Here is a 14,879-nt window from a genome sequence, read left to right on the forward strand (position 1 = left end):
ATACAAGCGAGCTTGCTCGCGAACCGCAGCTTGTCGGCTGATACCAAGCTCAGACACCCCGCCGGACAGCCCCTCTCCCTTCAGGGAGAGGGTCGGGGAGAGGGCCAGATGTTCAGGTTGAACGCTGTCGCTCACACGGGGACCGCATCCCCCTCCCTAGCCCTCCCCCTGAAGGGAGAGGGGACCGTTCGGTGCGAGCGTTTAAAGTAGAGTCAACCTCCCTGTTCGCGAGCAAGCGCGCTCCTGCAAAAAAAGCCTTGGTGCGGCCTCAGCCACCAATCAGATGCTTGAGCGGGTGATAGTCCGCCTTCAGGTTGCCTGCCGCCTTGATGATCGCCTGTTCGATGGCGTTCAGGTGCATGCAGGTCAACTCGATGGCCGCCGCCTGGTTGCCCGACTCGATGTACTCGATCAGCCGCTGGTGCTCGTTGCCGCGACAGGTCTCGTGCTGGTCGTCGTCCAGGGTGGTGGCGTAGAGCGAGGCGCGTTCGATCAGCTTGCGGAAGAAGTCCAGCAGCACCGGGTTGTTCAGCGCTGCCGCCAGCTTGAGGTGGAACTCGCCCAGCAGGTGGACGAACCGCGCGTGGTCCTGGTCGTGGGTCGCCTCTTCCAGGGCCACGTGGTCGCGTAGGTCCTGGATGATTGCGCTGTCCGCGCGGCGGCACAGTTCGCTGACGATGCCGATCTCGATCAGCCGCCGCGTTTCGAACAGCGAGCGGATTTCTTCGTCGCTGGGTAAGGACACCCATGCACCCTTGTTGAGCGCGCTGGAGACCAGCCCGTCCGCTTCCAGATGTTTCAGCGCCGCGCGCACCGAAGTGCGGCTGACCTTGAACAATTCCGCCAATGCCGCCTCGCCCAGCTTCATGCCAGGGCGCAGGGTGCGCTTGCTGATTGCCTCGTAAACCCCTTGGTAGACGCGTTCCACCGTGGACTCGGGGTGTTTCTCCGTCATGACCGACTCCGCCTCTTGCTTGACCCAGGGAAGGATGCCGCAAAACCGTCCGTGCAAAAGCACTTGCAGAAGAAAAATACATCAGCTATTTCTAGATTGCATTCAAATATTGCATACAAAAACAAGAGGAATGCACCAAAATGAATCACTCGTCGTCAGTCGAGGTGCGCCGGGTCAGCAAGCGCTACACCGATGATCCCAATGTCGCTCCTGCCCTCAACGAGGTCTCGGTCGACATTGCCCATAACGAGTTCTTCACCTTGCTGGGGCCGTCCGGCTGCGGCAAGACCACGCTGCTGCGCAGCATCGCCGGCTTCGAGAACGTCACCTCCGGCGACATCCTCGTCGGTGGCGAACGGGTCAACGACCTGCCGCCGTACCGTCGCCGCATCAACACCGTGTTCCAGAGCTACGCCCTGTTCCCGCACATGTCGGTAAGCGAGAACATCGCTTTCGGCCTGGAAATGCAGGGCCTGGCTCGCGGCGAGATCCCCGGTCGAGTGAAGGAAATGCTGGCGCTGGTGCAGATGGAGCACCTGGCGCGGCGCAAGCCGGCGGAGCTCTCCGGCGGCCAGCAGCAACGCGTGGCCCTGGCTCGAGCGCTGGCACCCAAGCCCTCGGTACTGCTGCTCGACGAACCGCTGTCCGCCCTGGACCTGAAGTTGCGCAAGGAGATGCAGGTCGAACTCAAGCGCGTGCAGGAAGAGGCGGGCATCACCTTCATCTTCGTCACCCACGACCAGGAAGAGGCGCTGACCCTGTCCGACCGCATCGCCGTGATGTCCCACGGCAACATCATGCAGATCGGCACACCCAACGAGATCTACGAGCGCCCGACCCATCGCTTCGTCGCGCAGTTTATCGGCGACATCAATTTCCTCCCCGGGCAGATGCGCCAGGGCGGTTTCCATCCCAATGCCATGGCGGCGGAGATCCCCTGCGAGCTGCCGGCGGGCCTGAGCAGCGCCAGCGTGCAACTGGCTTTCCGCCCGGAGCGCTCGAAGCTGGTCGACCCGTCGCAGCCGCATCACCTGCGGGCAGTGATCGAGACAGTGATGTACGTCGGCACCGCCACGCTGTACCGCTGCCGCCTGCCCGACGCCTCGCAGATCACCCTGCGCGAGAGCAACGAGGGCGGCCGCGCCCGCGACGTCGGCGAGGCCGTGGCGGTACACCTGCCGCCCCAGGCCTGCCTGCTGATGGAGGCCTGAGCATGACGGAGTCGCCCACCACCCGCCGCCTGTTGCTGCTGAGCCCCGTGGCGCTGACGCTGCTCGGGCTGATCGCCATCCCGCTGGCGATCATGGGCTACATCAGTCTGCTGCCGCGCAACCTCTATGGCGGCGTCGACTGGCACGCCGACTGGCAGATCCAGAGCTACGTGCAGCTGTTCTTCCAGGAAGACTTCGACGGCAACCTGGAGCTCAACTGGGTCTATGCCCAGGCACTGCTGCGCTCGCTGTTCCAGGCCGGCGGCACTACGCTGCTGTGCTTCCTGTTCGGCTTCCCGGTGGCGCTGTGGATGACCAGCCTCAGCGAGCGTTCGCGCAACCTCATGGTGCTGCTGATCACCATCCCGTTCTGGACCAACCTGCTGATCCGCAACTACGCCTGGCTGATCATCCTCCGTGAGCACGGCTGGATCGCCCAGACGGTCAACGCGCTGTTCCCCCAGGCCGGCGGCATCACCCTGCTGTACAACGACTTCGCGGTCTGCGTCGGGCTGGTCTACAGCTTCCTGCCGTTCATGATCCTGCCGATCTACTCGACCCTGGAGAAGCTCGACTGGCGGCTGGTCGAGGCTGCCTATGACCTCGGTGCCAACCGCTGGAAGGCGTTGCGCCGGGTGATCCTGCCGCTGTCCATGCCGGGCGTGATCGCCGGCTCCCTGCTGGTGTTCGTACCCAGCCTGGGTGCGTTCATCACACCCGCCATCCTCGGCGGCGGCAAGACCCTGATGATCGGCAACCTGATCCAGCAGCAGTTCGGCACCGCGCGCAACTGGCCCCTGGGCGGCTCGCTGTCGTTCCTCTTGCTGGCGATCATGCTGCTCGCGCTGATCGCGTTCGCCCTGTATAGCCGCCGCGCCGCCAAGGCCGTCCACCTGGGAGGAGCCAACGCATGATCGCCCAGCACCTGAAGAAACTCCCCGGCACCCGCGAAACCAGCCTGTTGGTCCTGGCCTACCTGTACCTGCCGATCCTCGTGCTGATCGGTTACAGCTTCAACGCCAACCGTTCGGCCACGGTGTGGACTGAGTTCTCCTTCGCCTGGTACGGCAAGATCGTCGCCAATCCCTCGATCCAGGCGGCGGCATTCAACTCGCTGGTGGTCGCCGGGTTCGCCACCGTGCTGTCCACGGCCATCGCGCTGGCGGCAGCACTGGCGACCTCGCGGCCGTTCTACGGACGGCGGCTGGTGGAGGGCGGCATCAACCTGCCGCTGATCCTGCCGGAGATTGTCATAGCCGTTGCCACGTTGCTGCTGTTCATGTCGCTGGGCATCAAGCTGGGCCTGCTGACGGTGATCGTCGCCCATGTCGGCTTCTGCATTCCCTTTGCCTACCTGCCGATCCGCGCGCGCCTGAATGACTTGGACAAGAGCCTGCTGGAAGCTGCCGGCGACCTGTACGCCGGCCCCTGGCAAGTGTTCCGCCGGGTGACCCTGCCGCTACTGTGGCCGGCGGTGCTGTCCGGCGCGGTGCTGGCGTTCGTGGTCAGCCTCGACGACTTCATCATGACCTTCTTCGTCGCCGGCCCCGGCTCGACGACGCTGCCGGTCTACATCTTCTCGGCCATCAAGGCCGGGGTAACGCCCGAGATCAATGCGATCTCGACCCTCATGCTGGTGATTTCCATCGTCCTCGTGGTGCTGTCGTACTGGCTTGGCCAGCGCGGCAAACCGGACGCCTGATCAAGACTGCCGACCTTTCGCTCTTTCTGGAGAAAACGATGAAGTTGAATGCCCTGCGTCACGGCCTTGCCGGTTTGTCCCTCACTCTGCTGGCCGTCGGCGTCGCCCAGGCCGAGGAGCCCAAGCAGTTGTTCTTCTACAACTGGACCGACTACTACCCGGTGGAGCTGCTGGCCAAGTTCGAGAAGGAGACCGGCATCAAGGTCACCATGGACGGCTATGACAGCAACGAAACCCTGCTGGCCAAGCTGCAGGCCGGCGGCGCCGCGTACGACGTGATCGTGCCGTCGCACTCGATCATGCAGACGCTGATCAACCAGAACCTGCTGCTGGAAATCGACACGCCCAAGCTCGCCAACTTCCAGTACGTGAAGCCGGCCTTCCGCGACCCGGCCTTCGACCCGGGCCGCAAGTATTCGGCGCCCTACCTGTGGGGCACCACCGGTTTCTCCTACGACAGCGCACGGGTGCCGGGCGGCAAGCTGGATGACTCGTGGAAGGAATTCTTCGAGCCGCGTCCAGAGCTGCAAGGCCAGGTTGCCGCGCTGGATACCCCGAGCAGCCTGATCAACGCCGCCGCGCATTACCTGAACGTCGACGAGTGCACCGAGAGCCCGCAGGACGCCAAGAAAATCCTCGAGCTGCTGCAGAAGCAGAAGCCCTTCCTGAAGATGTACAGCTCCGACAATACCGTGGACCGCATGGCCTCCGGCGAAGTGGTGCTGATGCAGAACTGGAACGGTTCCACCGCTCGCGCCACCTTGCAGAAGAGCACCATCAAGTACGTCTACCCGCGTGAGGGCGTGGCCTCCTTCCAGGACAACTTCGCCGTGCCGAAAAGCGCGCCGCACCCGGAGAACGCCAAGGTCTTCATCAACTGGATGATGAAGCCGGAGAACGCCGCCGCGGTGACCAACGCCATCGCCTATTCCAACGGCATCCAGACTGACCAACTGCTCGACGCCAAGTGGAAGGTCATGGACGCCATCAACATGCCGCCGGAGTACGCCGAGCGCCTGCGTCTGGAAAAGGAATGCAGCAACAAGTCCCGCGAGCTGCAGGACCGCATCTGGTCCAAGCTCAAGGGCTGATGTGTTGGCCGAGCCCAATTCAGGCTCGGAACTGCTCTTCGTAGGAGCGAGCTTGCTCGCGAACCGCTCAACGCCGGTGCTGAGCCGGACTCCGGTCGCGAGCAAGCTCGCTCCTACAAGTTTTAACCTGGAGCACGCGTCGGCGAGTTCCTCGGCGGATAACCGCAAGCGGTTATTCGCCCTACGTTTTCACAAGATCGAGGTCCCCATGACCGACAGCTACTGGCTGCGCAACATCCGCCCGCTGGGCAACCCTGCGGAAGACTTTCTCATCCGTGACGGCCGCATCGCCGATCGCCGTCCCGCCAGCAACGCCATGCTGCAATCCGGCGATATCAACGGCGCCGGCCAGCTCCTGCTGCCGCCGCTGGTGGAAAGCCACTGCCACCTGGACAAGACCCTCTGGGGCCAGCCCTGGCGCCCCAACAGCGCCGGCCCCACGCTCAAGGACTACATTGCCAACGAACGCCGCGTACTGCGCGAGATCGACGCGCCGATCTCCGAGCGTGCCGGCGCGCTGCTGGAGCAGTGCATCGCCCGTGGCTCTTTGACCTTCCGCTGCCACGTGGACATCGACCCCGAGCTGGGCCTGCGCCACGTGGTCGCCATGCAGGCGCTGCGCCAGCGGTACGCTGATCTGATCGACATGCAGTTCGTGGTCTTCCCGCAGACCGGCCTGGTCAGTCGCCCGGGCACCGCCGAGCTGATGCGCGAGGCGATGGCGCTGGGCGTGGAAAACGTCGGCGGCCTCGACCCCTGCGGCATCGACGACGACCCCATCGCCCAGCTGGATATCGTCTTCGGCCTGGCCGTGGAATTCGGCCGTGGCGTGGACATCCACCTGCACGACAAGGGCGAGCTGGGCCTCTGGCAGATCGCCCGTATCGCCGACTACACCGAGCGCCACGGCCTGCAGGGCAAGGTGATGATCAGTCACGCCTACTGCCTGGGCATGGCCCCTTGGGAGCAGGTCGAGCCACTGGCTGAGCGGCTCTCCGAGCTGGGCATTTCCCTGATGAGCTCCGCCCCGGCCGATACCCCGGTGCCGCCGTTCCTCGCCCTGCGCGAAGCCGGCGTCAACCTGTGCCTCGGCAGCGACGGCATCCGCGATGCCTGGTCGCCCATGGGCAACGGCGACATGCTCGAACGCGCCATGCTGCTCGCCTTCCGCTTCGACCTGTGCAAGGACGACGACCTCGCCGCCGCCTTCGCCGCGGCCACCGACAACGGCGCCCGTGCGCTGGGTCGCGAGCCGGCGCGTATTGAGGTCGGGGAGGCGGCTGACTTCCTCCTGCTGCCGGTCGAGACCCTCGGCGAGGCCGTGGTCGCGCGCCCGGCCCAGCGCCAGGTGTTCAAGGCCGGCAAGCTGATTGCCGAGCATGGCCGTCTTGTGGAGTCGCGCCTGTGAGCAATCCCCGCATCGGCCTGAAAGCCAGTTTCGTGGTTGGCTTTGATGGTCAGCAGCACGTGCTCTGGCGCCACGGCGAAGTGGTGTTCGAGGGTGGCAGAATTCTCTTCGTCGGGCGGGGTTTCCCCGGCGAAGTCAGCCAGTGGATCGACTACGGCCACGCGCTGATCGGCCCTGGCTTCATCGACCTCGACGCCCTCGGCGACCTCGACTCCACGGTGCTCACCCTCGACAACGGCGCCGAGTGGAAGATGGGCCGCGTCTGGTCTGAAGACTACCTGCGTGCTGGGCCAACCGAGTGCTACAGCCCGGACGAGGAGTTGTTCAAGTACCGCTATGCCTTCACCCAGCTGATCCGCAACGGCATCACCACGGCCATGCCGATCACTTCCATGTACTACCGGCGCTGGGCCGAGCACTACGACGAATTTGCCGGAGTCGCCGCGCTGTCCGCCGAGCTCGGCCTGCGCACCTACCTCGGCCCTTGCTACATGAGCGGCATGACCTATGCCCGCGCCGATGGCAGCCCTGCGCAGCATTGGGACGAAGCTGCCGGCCTTGCCGGTTTGCGAGAGGCCGAACGCTTCTTCCGCGACTTCGACGGCGCGCACAACGGACTGGTGCGTGGCGCGCTGTTACCCGACCGCATCGAGACCTGCACGCCCGCGTTGCTGGAACGCACCGCCGCCGTGCAGCGCGAACTGAACGCGCCGCTACGCCTGCACTGTTGCCAGTCGCGCTACGAGGTGGACCTGGTGCGTCGCCTGCGCGACACGTCCTCGCTGCAGTGGCTCGACAGCTACGGCCTGCTCAACCCGCGCAGCGTGCTGCCCCATGGCATCCTGCACAGCGGCGAGCACGAGTTGCAGCGTCTGGCGGACTCGGGCGCGAGCCTGGTGCATTGCCCGGTGGTGTTCGCGCGCGAAGGCGATGCGCTGGACTCCTTCGGCGGTTATCGCGCACGCGGTATCAACCTCGCCATGGGCACTGACACCTTCCCGGCGGACATGCTCGACAACCTGCGCCAGGGCCTGAACATCGCGCGGGTGAGGGAGGGCGATGCCGAACACACGCGCATGCTCGATCTGTACAACGCCGCAACCCTCGGCGGCGCACAGGCGCTGGGTCGAGACGACCTCGGTCGTCTCGCTGTCGGCGCCCGCGCGGACATCACCGTGTTCCGCCTTGGCGACTTCCATCAGGGCCCGTTCTTCGACCCGCTGAAAAACCTGTTCACCGCCGGCCGCGGCGACGACTGCATCGCCAGCTTCATCGACGGTCGCTGCGTGATGCAGGGCGGCCAGGTGATCGGCATCGACTACGCCGACCTGCAGCGCCGCGCCGATGCGCTGTTCCAGAAGCAGATGCAGCACCACGCCGAGCGCGCCTTCGGTAACCCCCCGTGGCGCACGTTGTTCCGTTCCGCGATTCCCTTTGCCGATTCGTACAGCACCGACGCACCGTTGCTCAACGCGCACGCACCCATTGCTTCGTGAAGGATCAACCCATGCTCAGCTTCGATTTCCAGCAGCTCTCCGCCCGCGAGAAATACAAGATCCTCATCGGCAGTGTGGTACCCCGCCCCATCGCCCTGGTCACCACCCTCGACACCGAGGAGCGCGTGAACGCGGCGCCCTTCAGTTTCTTCAACGCCCTCTCGGCCGACCCGCCGATCCTCGCCCTGGGTGTTGAGAACTACAGCGACCTGAGCCCGAAGGACACCACGCTGAACATCCGCCACAACCAGGAGTTCACGGTGAACATCGTCTCCGATGCACTGGTGGAGGCGATGAACGTTTGCGCGGTGCCCTTCGAGCCGGGTTTCGACGAACTGCTGGCCGCCGGCCTCACTGCCATCCCCGGCACCCGCGTCGGCTGCCCGCGCATCGGCGAGGCGCCGGTGGCGCTGGAGTGCCGGCGGATGATGGCGCTGTCCATCGGCCAATCGCGGGAGATCATCCTCGGCGAAGTGCTGATGGCCCACGTGCGCGACGACCTGATCGACCCGGCCACGCTCTACATCGACCAACTCGGCCTCGACGCCATCGGTCGCATGGGTGGCCACGGTTATGCGCGTACACGGGAGTATTTCGACCTGCCGACGCGGTCGTTGAAGCAGTGGATGGAGGCGCCGGGTGCGGGCGAACGTCTCTGGCTTCAATCCCAAGAACTGGCCTGATGGGGCCGCTCCTACAAGAGCCTCCCAAGAAAAAACGCCCGGCATCTGCCGGGCGTTTTCATTTCACTGCAACACTTACTGCTGATGCAGCTTCCACGCATCCCCGTGGGGAGCGGTGCCCTTGTCATACGGGCGGAACAGGGTCATGTAGGCCAGGCCCAGGATGATCACGATAGCGCCCACCAGGACGATCCCGTAGTTCAGGTACCAGGGCGCGTCCGGTGTGCGCGGCCAGGACATGTTGACGATCGCCAGGACTCCATAGGTCAGCGCCAGGATGTTCACGATCCAGCCCCAGTTGCCCAGGGTGAAGGCGCCGCTGGGCTTCCAGCCACGTGCGCGGGCGAAGAGGGCGCCGCCGACGATCATCTGGAACGACAGGTAGATGCCGATGGCGGCGAAGCTCACCACCATGGCGATGGCATTCTGCAGGTAGAAGCCGGCGCAGACGATCACGCTGGGGATTACGCCGCAGGCGATCAGCGCGGCCACCGGCACGTGGGTGTTGGGCGACAGGCGCTTGAGCAGGCCGCTGCCCATCACCATCTCGTCGCGCGCATAGGAGTACAGCAGGCGGCTGGCGGCGGCCTGCAGACTGAGCACGCAGGAGACGAACGAGACGATGATCACCGCCATCACCAGGCGCGCGCCGGTCACGCCGAAGGCGTTGTCGAGGATGGTGGTCATCGGGTCCTTGTCCGCGCCGGAGATCACCGCCTGCATGTCCGGTACCGCGAGGATCAGTGCCAGGGCGGCGAAGATGGCCGCGCCGCCGCCGATCCAGATGGTCATGCGCATGGCCTTGGGAATACGACGGCTGGGGTTCGGGGTTTCCTCGGCGACGTCACCGCAGGCCTCGAAGCCGTAGTAGAGGAACATCCCCGCCAGCGAGGCGGTGAGGAAGGCCGGCCAGTAGCTGCCGTCGATGCGGATGTCGAAGGTGTTGAACAGCACCGAGAACGGCTGGTGGCGCTCGAAGATCAGCAGGTAGGTGCCGATCACCAGCGCGCCGAGCAGTTCACAGATGAAGCCGAACATCGCCACGCGGGCCAGCAGCTTGGTGCCCGAGAGGTTCAGCAGGGTGGCGATCACCGTCAGCGCCAGGGCAACGAAGGTGTTGGTCACCGGCGTGGACTCGAAGCCGAGCAGGGTGGCGATGTACGGGCCGGCGCCCAGGGCCACGGCGGCGATGGTTACGCACAGCGACACCGAGTAGATCCAGCCGACCATCCATGCCCAGCGCTTGCCCACCAGGCGTCGGGCCCAGGGGTACACGCCGCCGGAGATGGGGAATTGCGAGACCACTTCGCAGAAGATCAGGCACACCAGCAGCTGCCCGATGCCCACCAGCAGGTAGGACCAGAACATCGGCGGGCCGCCGGCGGCCAGGCACAGGCCGAACAGGGTGTACACGCCGACCACCGGCGAGAGGTAGGTGAAGCCCAGGGCGAAGTTCTGCCAGAGGGTCATGCTGCGTTCGAAATTGGAGGTGTAGCCCAGCGCGCGGAGCTGCTCCGCGTCGCGGTCCAGGGCAATGCCTGGCTGGATCGGACTGTTCATCGTGGTTGTCCTGTTTGAGGTTTTCGCGTCGGCAGTGCAACGGAAAGCGTTGTTGTTATTGTTCGGCGCGCGGATCGAGCCGCGCGCCGTCTTCCTTCAAACCTCAGGCCCTGGTCGTTACAGCTTGATCCAGGTGGCTTTGAGCTCGGTGTACTTGTCGAAGGCGTGGAGCGACTTGTCGCGACCGTTGCCCGACTGCTTGAAGCCGCCGAAGGGCGCGGTCATGTCGCCGCCGTCGTACATGTTCACCCACACGCTGCCGGCGCGCAGGGCGCGGGCGGTGAGGTGGGCCTTGGAGATGTCGCGGGTCCAGACCGCCGCCGCCAGCCCGTACGGGGTGTCGTTGGCGATGCGAATGGCCTCCTCGGCGTCCTCGAACTCGATGACCGAGAGCACCGGGCCAAAGATTTCCTCGCGGGCGATCTTCATGGCGTTGCTCACGCCGTCGAACAGGGTCGGCTCGACGTAGGTGCCGCCGGTTTCTTCCAGCACGCGCTTGCCGCCGGTGAGGATCGTCGCGCCTTCGTCCTGGCCGGCCTGGATGTAGCCCAGCACCTGCTCCAGCTGACGTCCATCGACCAGCGCGCCGACGTTGGTTTCCGGGTCCAGCGGGTGGCCGGCTTTCCAGCCTTTGAGCGCCTCGACAACGAGCGGCAGGAATTTCGCCTTGATCGACTTCTGCACCAGCAGGCGGGAGCCGGCGGTGCACACTTCGCCCTGGTTGAAGGCGATGGCGGCGGCCGCGGCTTCGGCGGCGGCCTGCAGGTCTGGCGCATCCTCGAACACGATGTTCGGGCTCTTGCCGCCAGCTTCCAGCCAGACGCGCTTCATGTTCGATTCGCCGGCGTAGACCATCAGTTGCTTAGCGATTTTAGTGGAGCCGGTGAAGACCACGGTATCCACATCCATGTGCAGGGACAGGGCCTTGCCGACGGTGTGGCCGTAGCCTGGCAGCACGTTCAGCACGCCGGCCGGCAGGCCCGCGTCGATGGCCAGCTGGGCGATGCGGATGGCGGTCAGCGGCGAGCGCTCCGAGGGCTTCAAGATCACCGAGTTGCCGGTGGCCAGCGCCGGGCCGAGTTTCCAGGCGGCCATCATCAGCGGGAAGTTCCACGGCACGATGGCGGCGACTACGCCCACCGGCTCGCGGGTGACCAGGCCGAGCTGGTCATGGGAGGTGGCGGCCACTTCGTCGTAGACCTTGTCGATGGCCTCGCCGCTCCAGCGCAGGGAATCGGCGGCGCCCGGCAGGTCGACGTTCAGCGAGTCGCCGATGGGCTTGCCCATGTCCAGGGTTTCCAGCAACGCCAGCTCCTCGGCGTGCTCTTCCAGCAGGGCGGCGAAGCGGATCATCACGGCCTTGCGGGTGGCTGGCGCTTCACGCGACCAGACGCCGGAATCGAAGGTGGCGCGGGCGCTCTGCACGGCGCGCTCGGCATCGGCGGCATCGCAGCTGGCCACCTTGGCCAACAGGCGCCCGTCCACCGGGCTGATGCACTCGAAGGTCTCGCCAGAGGCGGAGGCCAGGTATTCGCCCTGGATGAAGGCGCGGCCCTCGATCTTCAGGGCCTTGGCGCGGGCTTCCCATTCGGCGCGGGTTGGCTGGCTCATGCGTATCGCTCCTCGTTGTTGCTGTTGTTGGCGGAGACGGCCTGCGGACCGTCGCTGGCAAATACATTTGAAACCATATCTTATGTTTTTGCGGTTGCCAATACAGGGCGGAAAATGAGCGTTTGAAAGGGGTTTTCGTGGTAAAAGGCCTTGCTGAAAGTCCTGAAAGCGATTTAAAAATATGGAGACATAGTTTTGCGCGAAGCCTTAGCCGGGCTTGCCGGTAGACTTCGACAGCGCCCCGAACCGCACGCCAGAACAGGAATATTCCGCGCAGGAAGCGTCCTTGCTCCGCGCACTGCTGCCTATGAACGAATTCAGGAAAGTCCGCCCCGCCAGCTTCATGCGCCTGCGCCAGGAAGGGCGTACCGAGGAAGTCGCGCGCCGACTGGTGGAGATGGTCGACCTCGGCCTTTACGCCGAAGGTGAGCAACTGCCCAGCGAAAGCGAGCTGGCCATGCAGTTCGGCGTCGCCACCGTGACCCTGCGCGATGCCTTGGCCGAGTTGCGTGAACGCGGCGTGATCGAGACCCGGCGCGGGCGCAACGGTGGCAGCTTCGTCTGCTCGCCGCAGCACACCTCCGAAGACGCCCTGCTGGGGCAGCTGCGCCAGATGAGTGCGTTGGAACTGCGCGACCTGGGCGACGAACACGTGGCCATCGCCGGTGCCGCCGCACGCCTGGCGGCGCAACGCTCCACCTCCGATGAGCAGGCGCGCATCGCTCAATACCTCGACGCCTTGGCAAGTGCCACCACGCGGCAGGAGCAGCGCCGTGCCGATGCGCGTTTCCACATAGAGATCGCCGTGGCGGCCCAGTCCGTGCGCCTCACTCACGCCGAGACGCGCCTGCAGGCGGAAATCGGCGAATGGCTGTGGCTGCCGGTGGAAGGCTTCCCCGGTGCCGCGGCCATCGAACAGGAGCATCGCGCCATTCTCGAAGCGATCTGCGCCGGCGACTCGAACCTGGCCGGCGCGCTGGCCGAGGCCCATGTCACCCGCGGCATCAAGCGGCTGATCAACCTGCGACTGAGCCTGCTCGCCGACGACGGCTGACTGGCACAGCGCTTGCTGCTTTCACGGCGCGCGATGGGGACGCGCAACAAACCGACTGAGCGGGCCTGCCTGGCCCGCGTGATAACAAGAACAGCGAGGCACGCGGTCATGTCCAGCGAACACACCATGGATGAACTCCAACACTGCGCCCAGCGTATCGACGCTTCCATCCGTAACGTTTTCCAGCGTCTCGACGAGCTGGCGGATGAAGTCGTGGCGATCTGGCGCACGCTGGCAGAGGAGGGCAAGCGCCCGTCCTCCAAGGACCTCGGCGCCCTGCGCCCGCGCATCCAGCATGACCTGACCGATGACGGTACGCGCCTGCATGGCACCGGCGTGGTGATCGAGCCGGGCGAGCTGACCGACCAGGAGATGTACCTGGAGTGGTGGTACCACGGCCGCGGCGACAAGGTCGTGCCCATGAGCCTGAACTTCAACCGGCGCAGCGAAAGCTTCTACAACTACCTCAACATGCCCTGGTTCTCCCGCCCGCGCGCGAGTGGCCAACCCTCGGTGGTCGGCCCCTTCGTCGATCTCTACGGCACCGACCTGTACATCCTCGCCTTCTCCGTGCCGATCCAGGTGGACGGCCGCTTCATCGGCGTAGCCGCCGCCGACATCGCCCTGCACGAGTTCGAGGGCGTGCTGCTGGGCAGCCTGATGCAGATGGGCCATGAGGCCCTGGTGGTGAACGGTGAAGGGCGGGTCGTTGCTGCCAATACCGCCAACTGGTTCACCGGCGATCTCGCCCGACGCACGCTGGCGCGCGATGCGCAGGGGCGCGAGCAGGAGCTGGCGGCGTCCTTCTCGCACTGGGCGGTCATCGAGCGACCGCTGAACCGTCGTCTCGCCGGCGCCGCCTGAGGCTGCCAAACGCTGCGTAAACGGCTAGGCTAGGGCGGTTCCCTCATCGACGGATACCGCCATGAGCCAGTCGCTCGACACCCTCTCCGATTTCGAACCCTTGAGTGCAGTGGATGCCCGCGTTCTCGGGTGCCTGATCGAAAAACAGCTCACCACCCCCGAAGCCTACCCGCTGACCCTCAACGCCCTGGTCACCGCGTGCAACCAGAAGACCAGCCGGGACCCGGTGATGAACCTCACCCCCGGCCAGGTCGGCCAGTCCCTGCGCCACCTTGAGGGCCGCGAGATGACCCGCCTGGTCATGGGCAGCCGTGCCGATCGTTGGGAGCAGCGCCTGGACAAGGCGCTGGAGCTGGTCAAGCCGCAGGTCATCCTGCTGGGCCTGCTGTTCCTTCGCGGCCCGCAGACCCTCAACGAACTGCTCACCCGCAGCCAGCGCATGCACGACTTCGATGACACGGAAGAAGTCCGCCACCAGCTGGAACGCCTCGCCAGCCGTGGCATGGCCGTGCAGCTGGAACGCCTGAGCGGCCAGCGCGAAGACCGCTACATGCACCTGTTGGGCACCGAGGAAGACCGCGAGGCAGCCATCGCCGCCAGCGGCAGCCGCTCCTCCAGCGAACGCAGCGATGGTGGTGGCCATGACGAAGGGCGTCTGGTTGAGTTGGAAGGCCGCATCGCGGCGCTCGAAGAACGCCTCGCGATGCTGGAGCTTGGGATCTCCCGAGATTGATTCGGAAGATTCTTCTGACGAGCCGACCAAGGTCGGCCTTTCAGACCGCTAATCCCGCGATAATATTTGCCGTCGATAGTTACGCTTTCCCCCGCTTCGCCCCGGAGTACCCCATGAGTCGCAAACCCTCCCAGGCCCAGCTGACCGCCGTGCTCAGCCAGCTCACGGAAACCGACTTCAAATCCATCGGCGACCTCACTGGTCCCCGCGAAGCCAACCTCTTCGCCATCCGCGAACTGTTCCGCCAAGGGCTCATCAAGGGCGTGCTGATCGACGACCCGCTGGGCCGCGCGGACGAAGACGGCCCGCTGCTGTGCAACGCCGAACGGCTTCGCCTGCGCAAGCCATGCGTGGAAGTGGTGACGGAAGAACTGGCCGAACCGCTGATGCCGCGGCTGGGATTCCTGACGCTCTAGGCAAATCGCGGGCAAGAAAAAAGGCGCTGGGCTTGAGGCTCAGCGCCTTTTTTCTTTGGATTTGGTGGAGCCGGGGGGATCCGACCTAGATTTCA

General features: G+C 65.2%; 14 protein-coding genes. 11 read left to right on the plus strand and 3 right to left on the minus strand.

Translation table 11 applies throughout. The features are described from left to right. Window positions 1–268 precede the first annotated feature (268 nt). On the minus strand, window positions 269–955 hold the full coding sequence (locus C167_RS0103350) for a GntR family transcriptional regulator (protein ID WP_017516842.1): 687 nt from the start codon (window positions 953–955) through the stop codon (window positions 269–271). A gap of 140 nt (window positions 956–1,095) precedes the next feature. Between C167_RS0103350 and C167_RS0103355 the strand changes: the two genes are divergently transcribed. The 7 genes from C167_RS0103355 to C167_RS0103385 all read left to right on the plus strand — a co-directional run bounded on the left by C167_RS0103355 (window position 1,096) and on the right by C167_RS0103385 (window position 8,546). Next, entirely contained in the window at window positions 1,096–2,166 is a 1,071-nt protein-coding gene (locus C167_RS0103355; RefSeq protein ID WP_017516843.1) for an ABC transporter ATP-binding protein, read from the plus strand. A gap of 2 nt (window positions 2,167–2,168) precedes the next feature. Then, entirely contained in the window at window positions 2,169–3,080 is a 912-nt protein-coding gene (locus tag C167_RS0103360; protein WP_017516844.1) for an ABC transporter permease subunit, read from the plus strand. Beyond that, window positions 3,077–3,868: an ABC transporter permease gene (locus C167_RS0103365; RefSeq protein ID WP_017516845.1), complete on the plus strand. Its 792-nt coding sequence runs from the start codon at window positions 3,077–3,079 to the stop codon at window positions 3,866–3,868. Before C167_RS0103360 ends, C167_RS0103365 begins: the two co-directional genes overlap by 4 nt. A 38-nt stretch (window positions 3,869–3,906) precedes the next feature. Then, complete coding sequence (locus tag C167_RS0103370) at window positions 3,907–4,959, plus strand: extracellular solute-binding protein (RefSeq protein WP_017516846.1); 1,053 nt, start codon at window positions 3,907–3,909, stop codon at window positions 4,957–4,959. Between the two features lie 208 nt (window positions 4,960–5,167). Then, complete coding sequence (locus C167_RS0103375; RefSeq protein ID WP_017516847.1) at window positions 5,168–6,367, plus strand: amidohydrolase family protein; 1,200 nt, start codon at window positions 5,168–5,170, stop codon at window positions 6,365–6,367. Continuing rightward, window positions 6,364–7,863: an amidohydrolase family protein gene (locus C167_RS0103380; protein ID WP_017516848.1), complete on the plus strand. Its 1,500-nt coding sequence runs from the start codon at window positions 6,364–6,366 to the stop codon at window positions 7,861–7,863. The genes C167_RS0103375 and C167_RS0103380 overlap by 4 nt, the downstream gene beginning before the upstream one ends. 11 nt (window positions 7,864–7,874) lie before the next feature. Continuing rightward, window positions 7,875–8,546: a flavin reductase family protein gene (locus tag C167_RS0103385; RefSeq protein WP_017516849.1), complete on the plus strand. Its 672-nt coding sequence runs from the start codon at window positions 7,875–7,877 to the stop codon at window positions 8,544–8,546. Between the two features lie 75 nt (window positions 8,547–8,621). Here C167_RS0103385 and C167_RS0103390 read toward each other — a convergent pair whose 3' ends face one another. Together C167_RS0103390 and C167_RS0103395 are read right to left on the minus strand one after the other, a co-directional pair. Continuing rightward, window positions 8,622–10,106, minus strand: coding sequence for an APC family permease (locus tag C167_RS0103390; RefSeq protein WP_017516850.1), 1,485 nt, complete (start codon window positions 10,104–10,106; stop codon window positions 8,622–8,624). A gap of 117 nt (window positions 10,107–10,223) precedes the next feature. Beyond that, window positions 10,224–11,717 (minus strand): aldehyde dehydrogenase, encoded by a 1,494-nt coding sequence (locus C167_RS0103395; RefSeq protein ID WP_017516851.1) that lies wholly within the window; start codon window positions 11,715–11,717, stop codon window positions 10,224–10,226. A gap of 307 nt (window positions 11,718–12,024) precedes the next feature. Between C167_RS0103395 and C167_RS0103400 the strand changes: the two genes are divergently transcribed. From C167_RS0103400 to C167_RS32125, 4 genes are all read left to right on the plus strand, one after another. Further along, complete coding sequence (locus tag C167_RS0103400) at window positions 12,025–12,771, plus strand: FadR/GntR family transcriptional regulator (protein ID WP_026078775.1); 747 nt, start codon at window positions 12,025–12,027, stop codon at window positions 12,769–12,771. 126 nt (window positions 12,772–12,897) lie between these two features. Further along, window positions 12,898–13,635 (plus strand): cache domain-containing protein, encoded by a 738-nt coding sequence (locus C167_RS0103405; protein WP_235154281.1) that lies wholly within the window; start codon window positions 12,898–12,900, stop codon window positions 13,633–13,635. A gap of 61 nt (window positions 13,636–13,696) precedes the next feature. After that, window positions 13,697–14,368, plus strand: coding sequence for a YceH family protein (locus C167_RS0103410; RefSeq protein WP_017516854.1), 672 nt, complete (start codon window positions 13,697–13,699; stop codon window positions 14,366–14,368). 113 nt (window positions 14,369–14,481) lie between these two features. Then, window positions 14,482–14,784, plus strand: coding sequence for a hypothetical protein (locus C167_RS32125; protein ID WP_017516855.1), 303 nt, complete (start codon window positions 14,482–14,484; stop codon window positions 14,782–14,784). Window positions 14,785–14,879 lie beyond the last annotated feature (95 nt).

This window comes from Pseudomonas nitroreducens TX1 (assembly GCF_000313755.1).
GTDB lineage: Bacteria > Pseudomonadota > Gammaproteobacteria > Pseudomonadales > Pseudomonadaceae > Pseudomonas > Pseudomonas nitroreducens_A.

Excerpts from the sequence above, each read along its gene's own strand:
- C167_RS0103410 (WP_017516854.1), top strand. The coding sequence starts at position 13,697 with ATGAGCCAGTCGCTCGACACCCTCTCCGATTTCGAACCCTTGAGTGCA.
- C167_RS0103405 (WP_235154281.1), top strand. The coding sequence starts at position 12,898 with ATGGATGAACTCCAACACTGCGCCCAGCGTATCGACGCTTCCATCCGT.
- C167_RS0103375 (WP_017516847.1), top strand. The coding sequence starts at position 5,168 with ATGACCGACAGCTACTGGCTGCGCAACATCCGCCCGCTGGGCAACCCT.
- C167_RS0103395 (WP_017516851.1), bottom strand. The coding sequence starts at position 11,717 with ATGAGCCAGCCAACCCGCGCCGAATGGGAAGCCCGCGCCAAGGCCCTG.
- C167_RS0103350 (WP_017516842.1), bottom strand. The coding sequence starts at position 955 with ATGACGGAGAAACACCCCGAGTCCACGGTGGAACGCGTCTACCAAGGG.
- C167_RS0103370 (WP_017516846.1), top strand. The coding sequence starts at position 3,907 with ATGAAGTTGAATGCCCTGCGTCACGGCCTTGCCGGTTTGTCCCTCACT.
- C167_RS0103385 (WP_017516849.1), top strand. The coding sequence starts at position 7,875 with ATGCTCAGCTTCGATTTCCAGCAGCTCTCCGCCCGCGAGAAATACAAG.
- C167_RS0103355 (WP_017516843.1), top strand. The coding sequence starts at position 1,096 with ATGAATCACTCGTCGTCAGTCGAGGTGCGCCGGGTCAGCAAGCGCTAC.
- C167_RS0103400 (WP_026078775.1), top strand. The coding sequence starts at position 12,025 with ATGAACGAATTCAGGAAAGTCCGCCCCGCCAGCTTCATGCGCCTGCGC.
- C167_RS0103390 (WP_017516850.1), bottom strand. The coding sequence starts at position 10,106 with ATGAACAGTCCGATCCAGCCAGGCATTGCCCTGGACCGCGACGCGGAG.
- C167_RS32125 (WP_017516855.1), top strand. The coding sequence starts at position 14,482 with ATGAGTCGCAAACCCTCCCAGGCCCAGCTGACCGCCGTGCTCAGCCAG.
- C167_RS0103360 (WP_017516844.1), top strand. The coding sequence starts at position 2,169 with ATGACGGAGTCGCCCACCACCCGCCGCCTGTTGCTGCTGAGCCCCGTG.
- C167_RS0103365 (WP_017516845.1), top strand. The coding sequence starts at position 3,077 with ATGATCGCCCAGCACCTGAAGAAACTCCCCGGCACCCGCGAAACCAGC.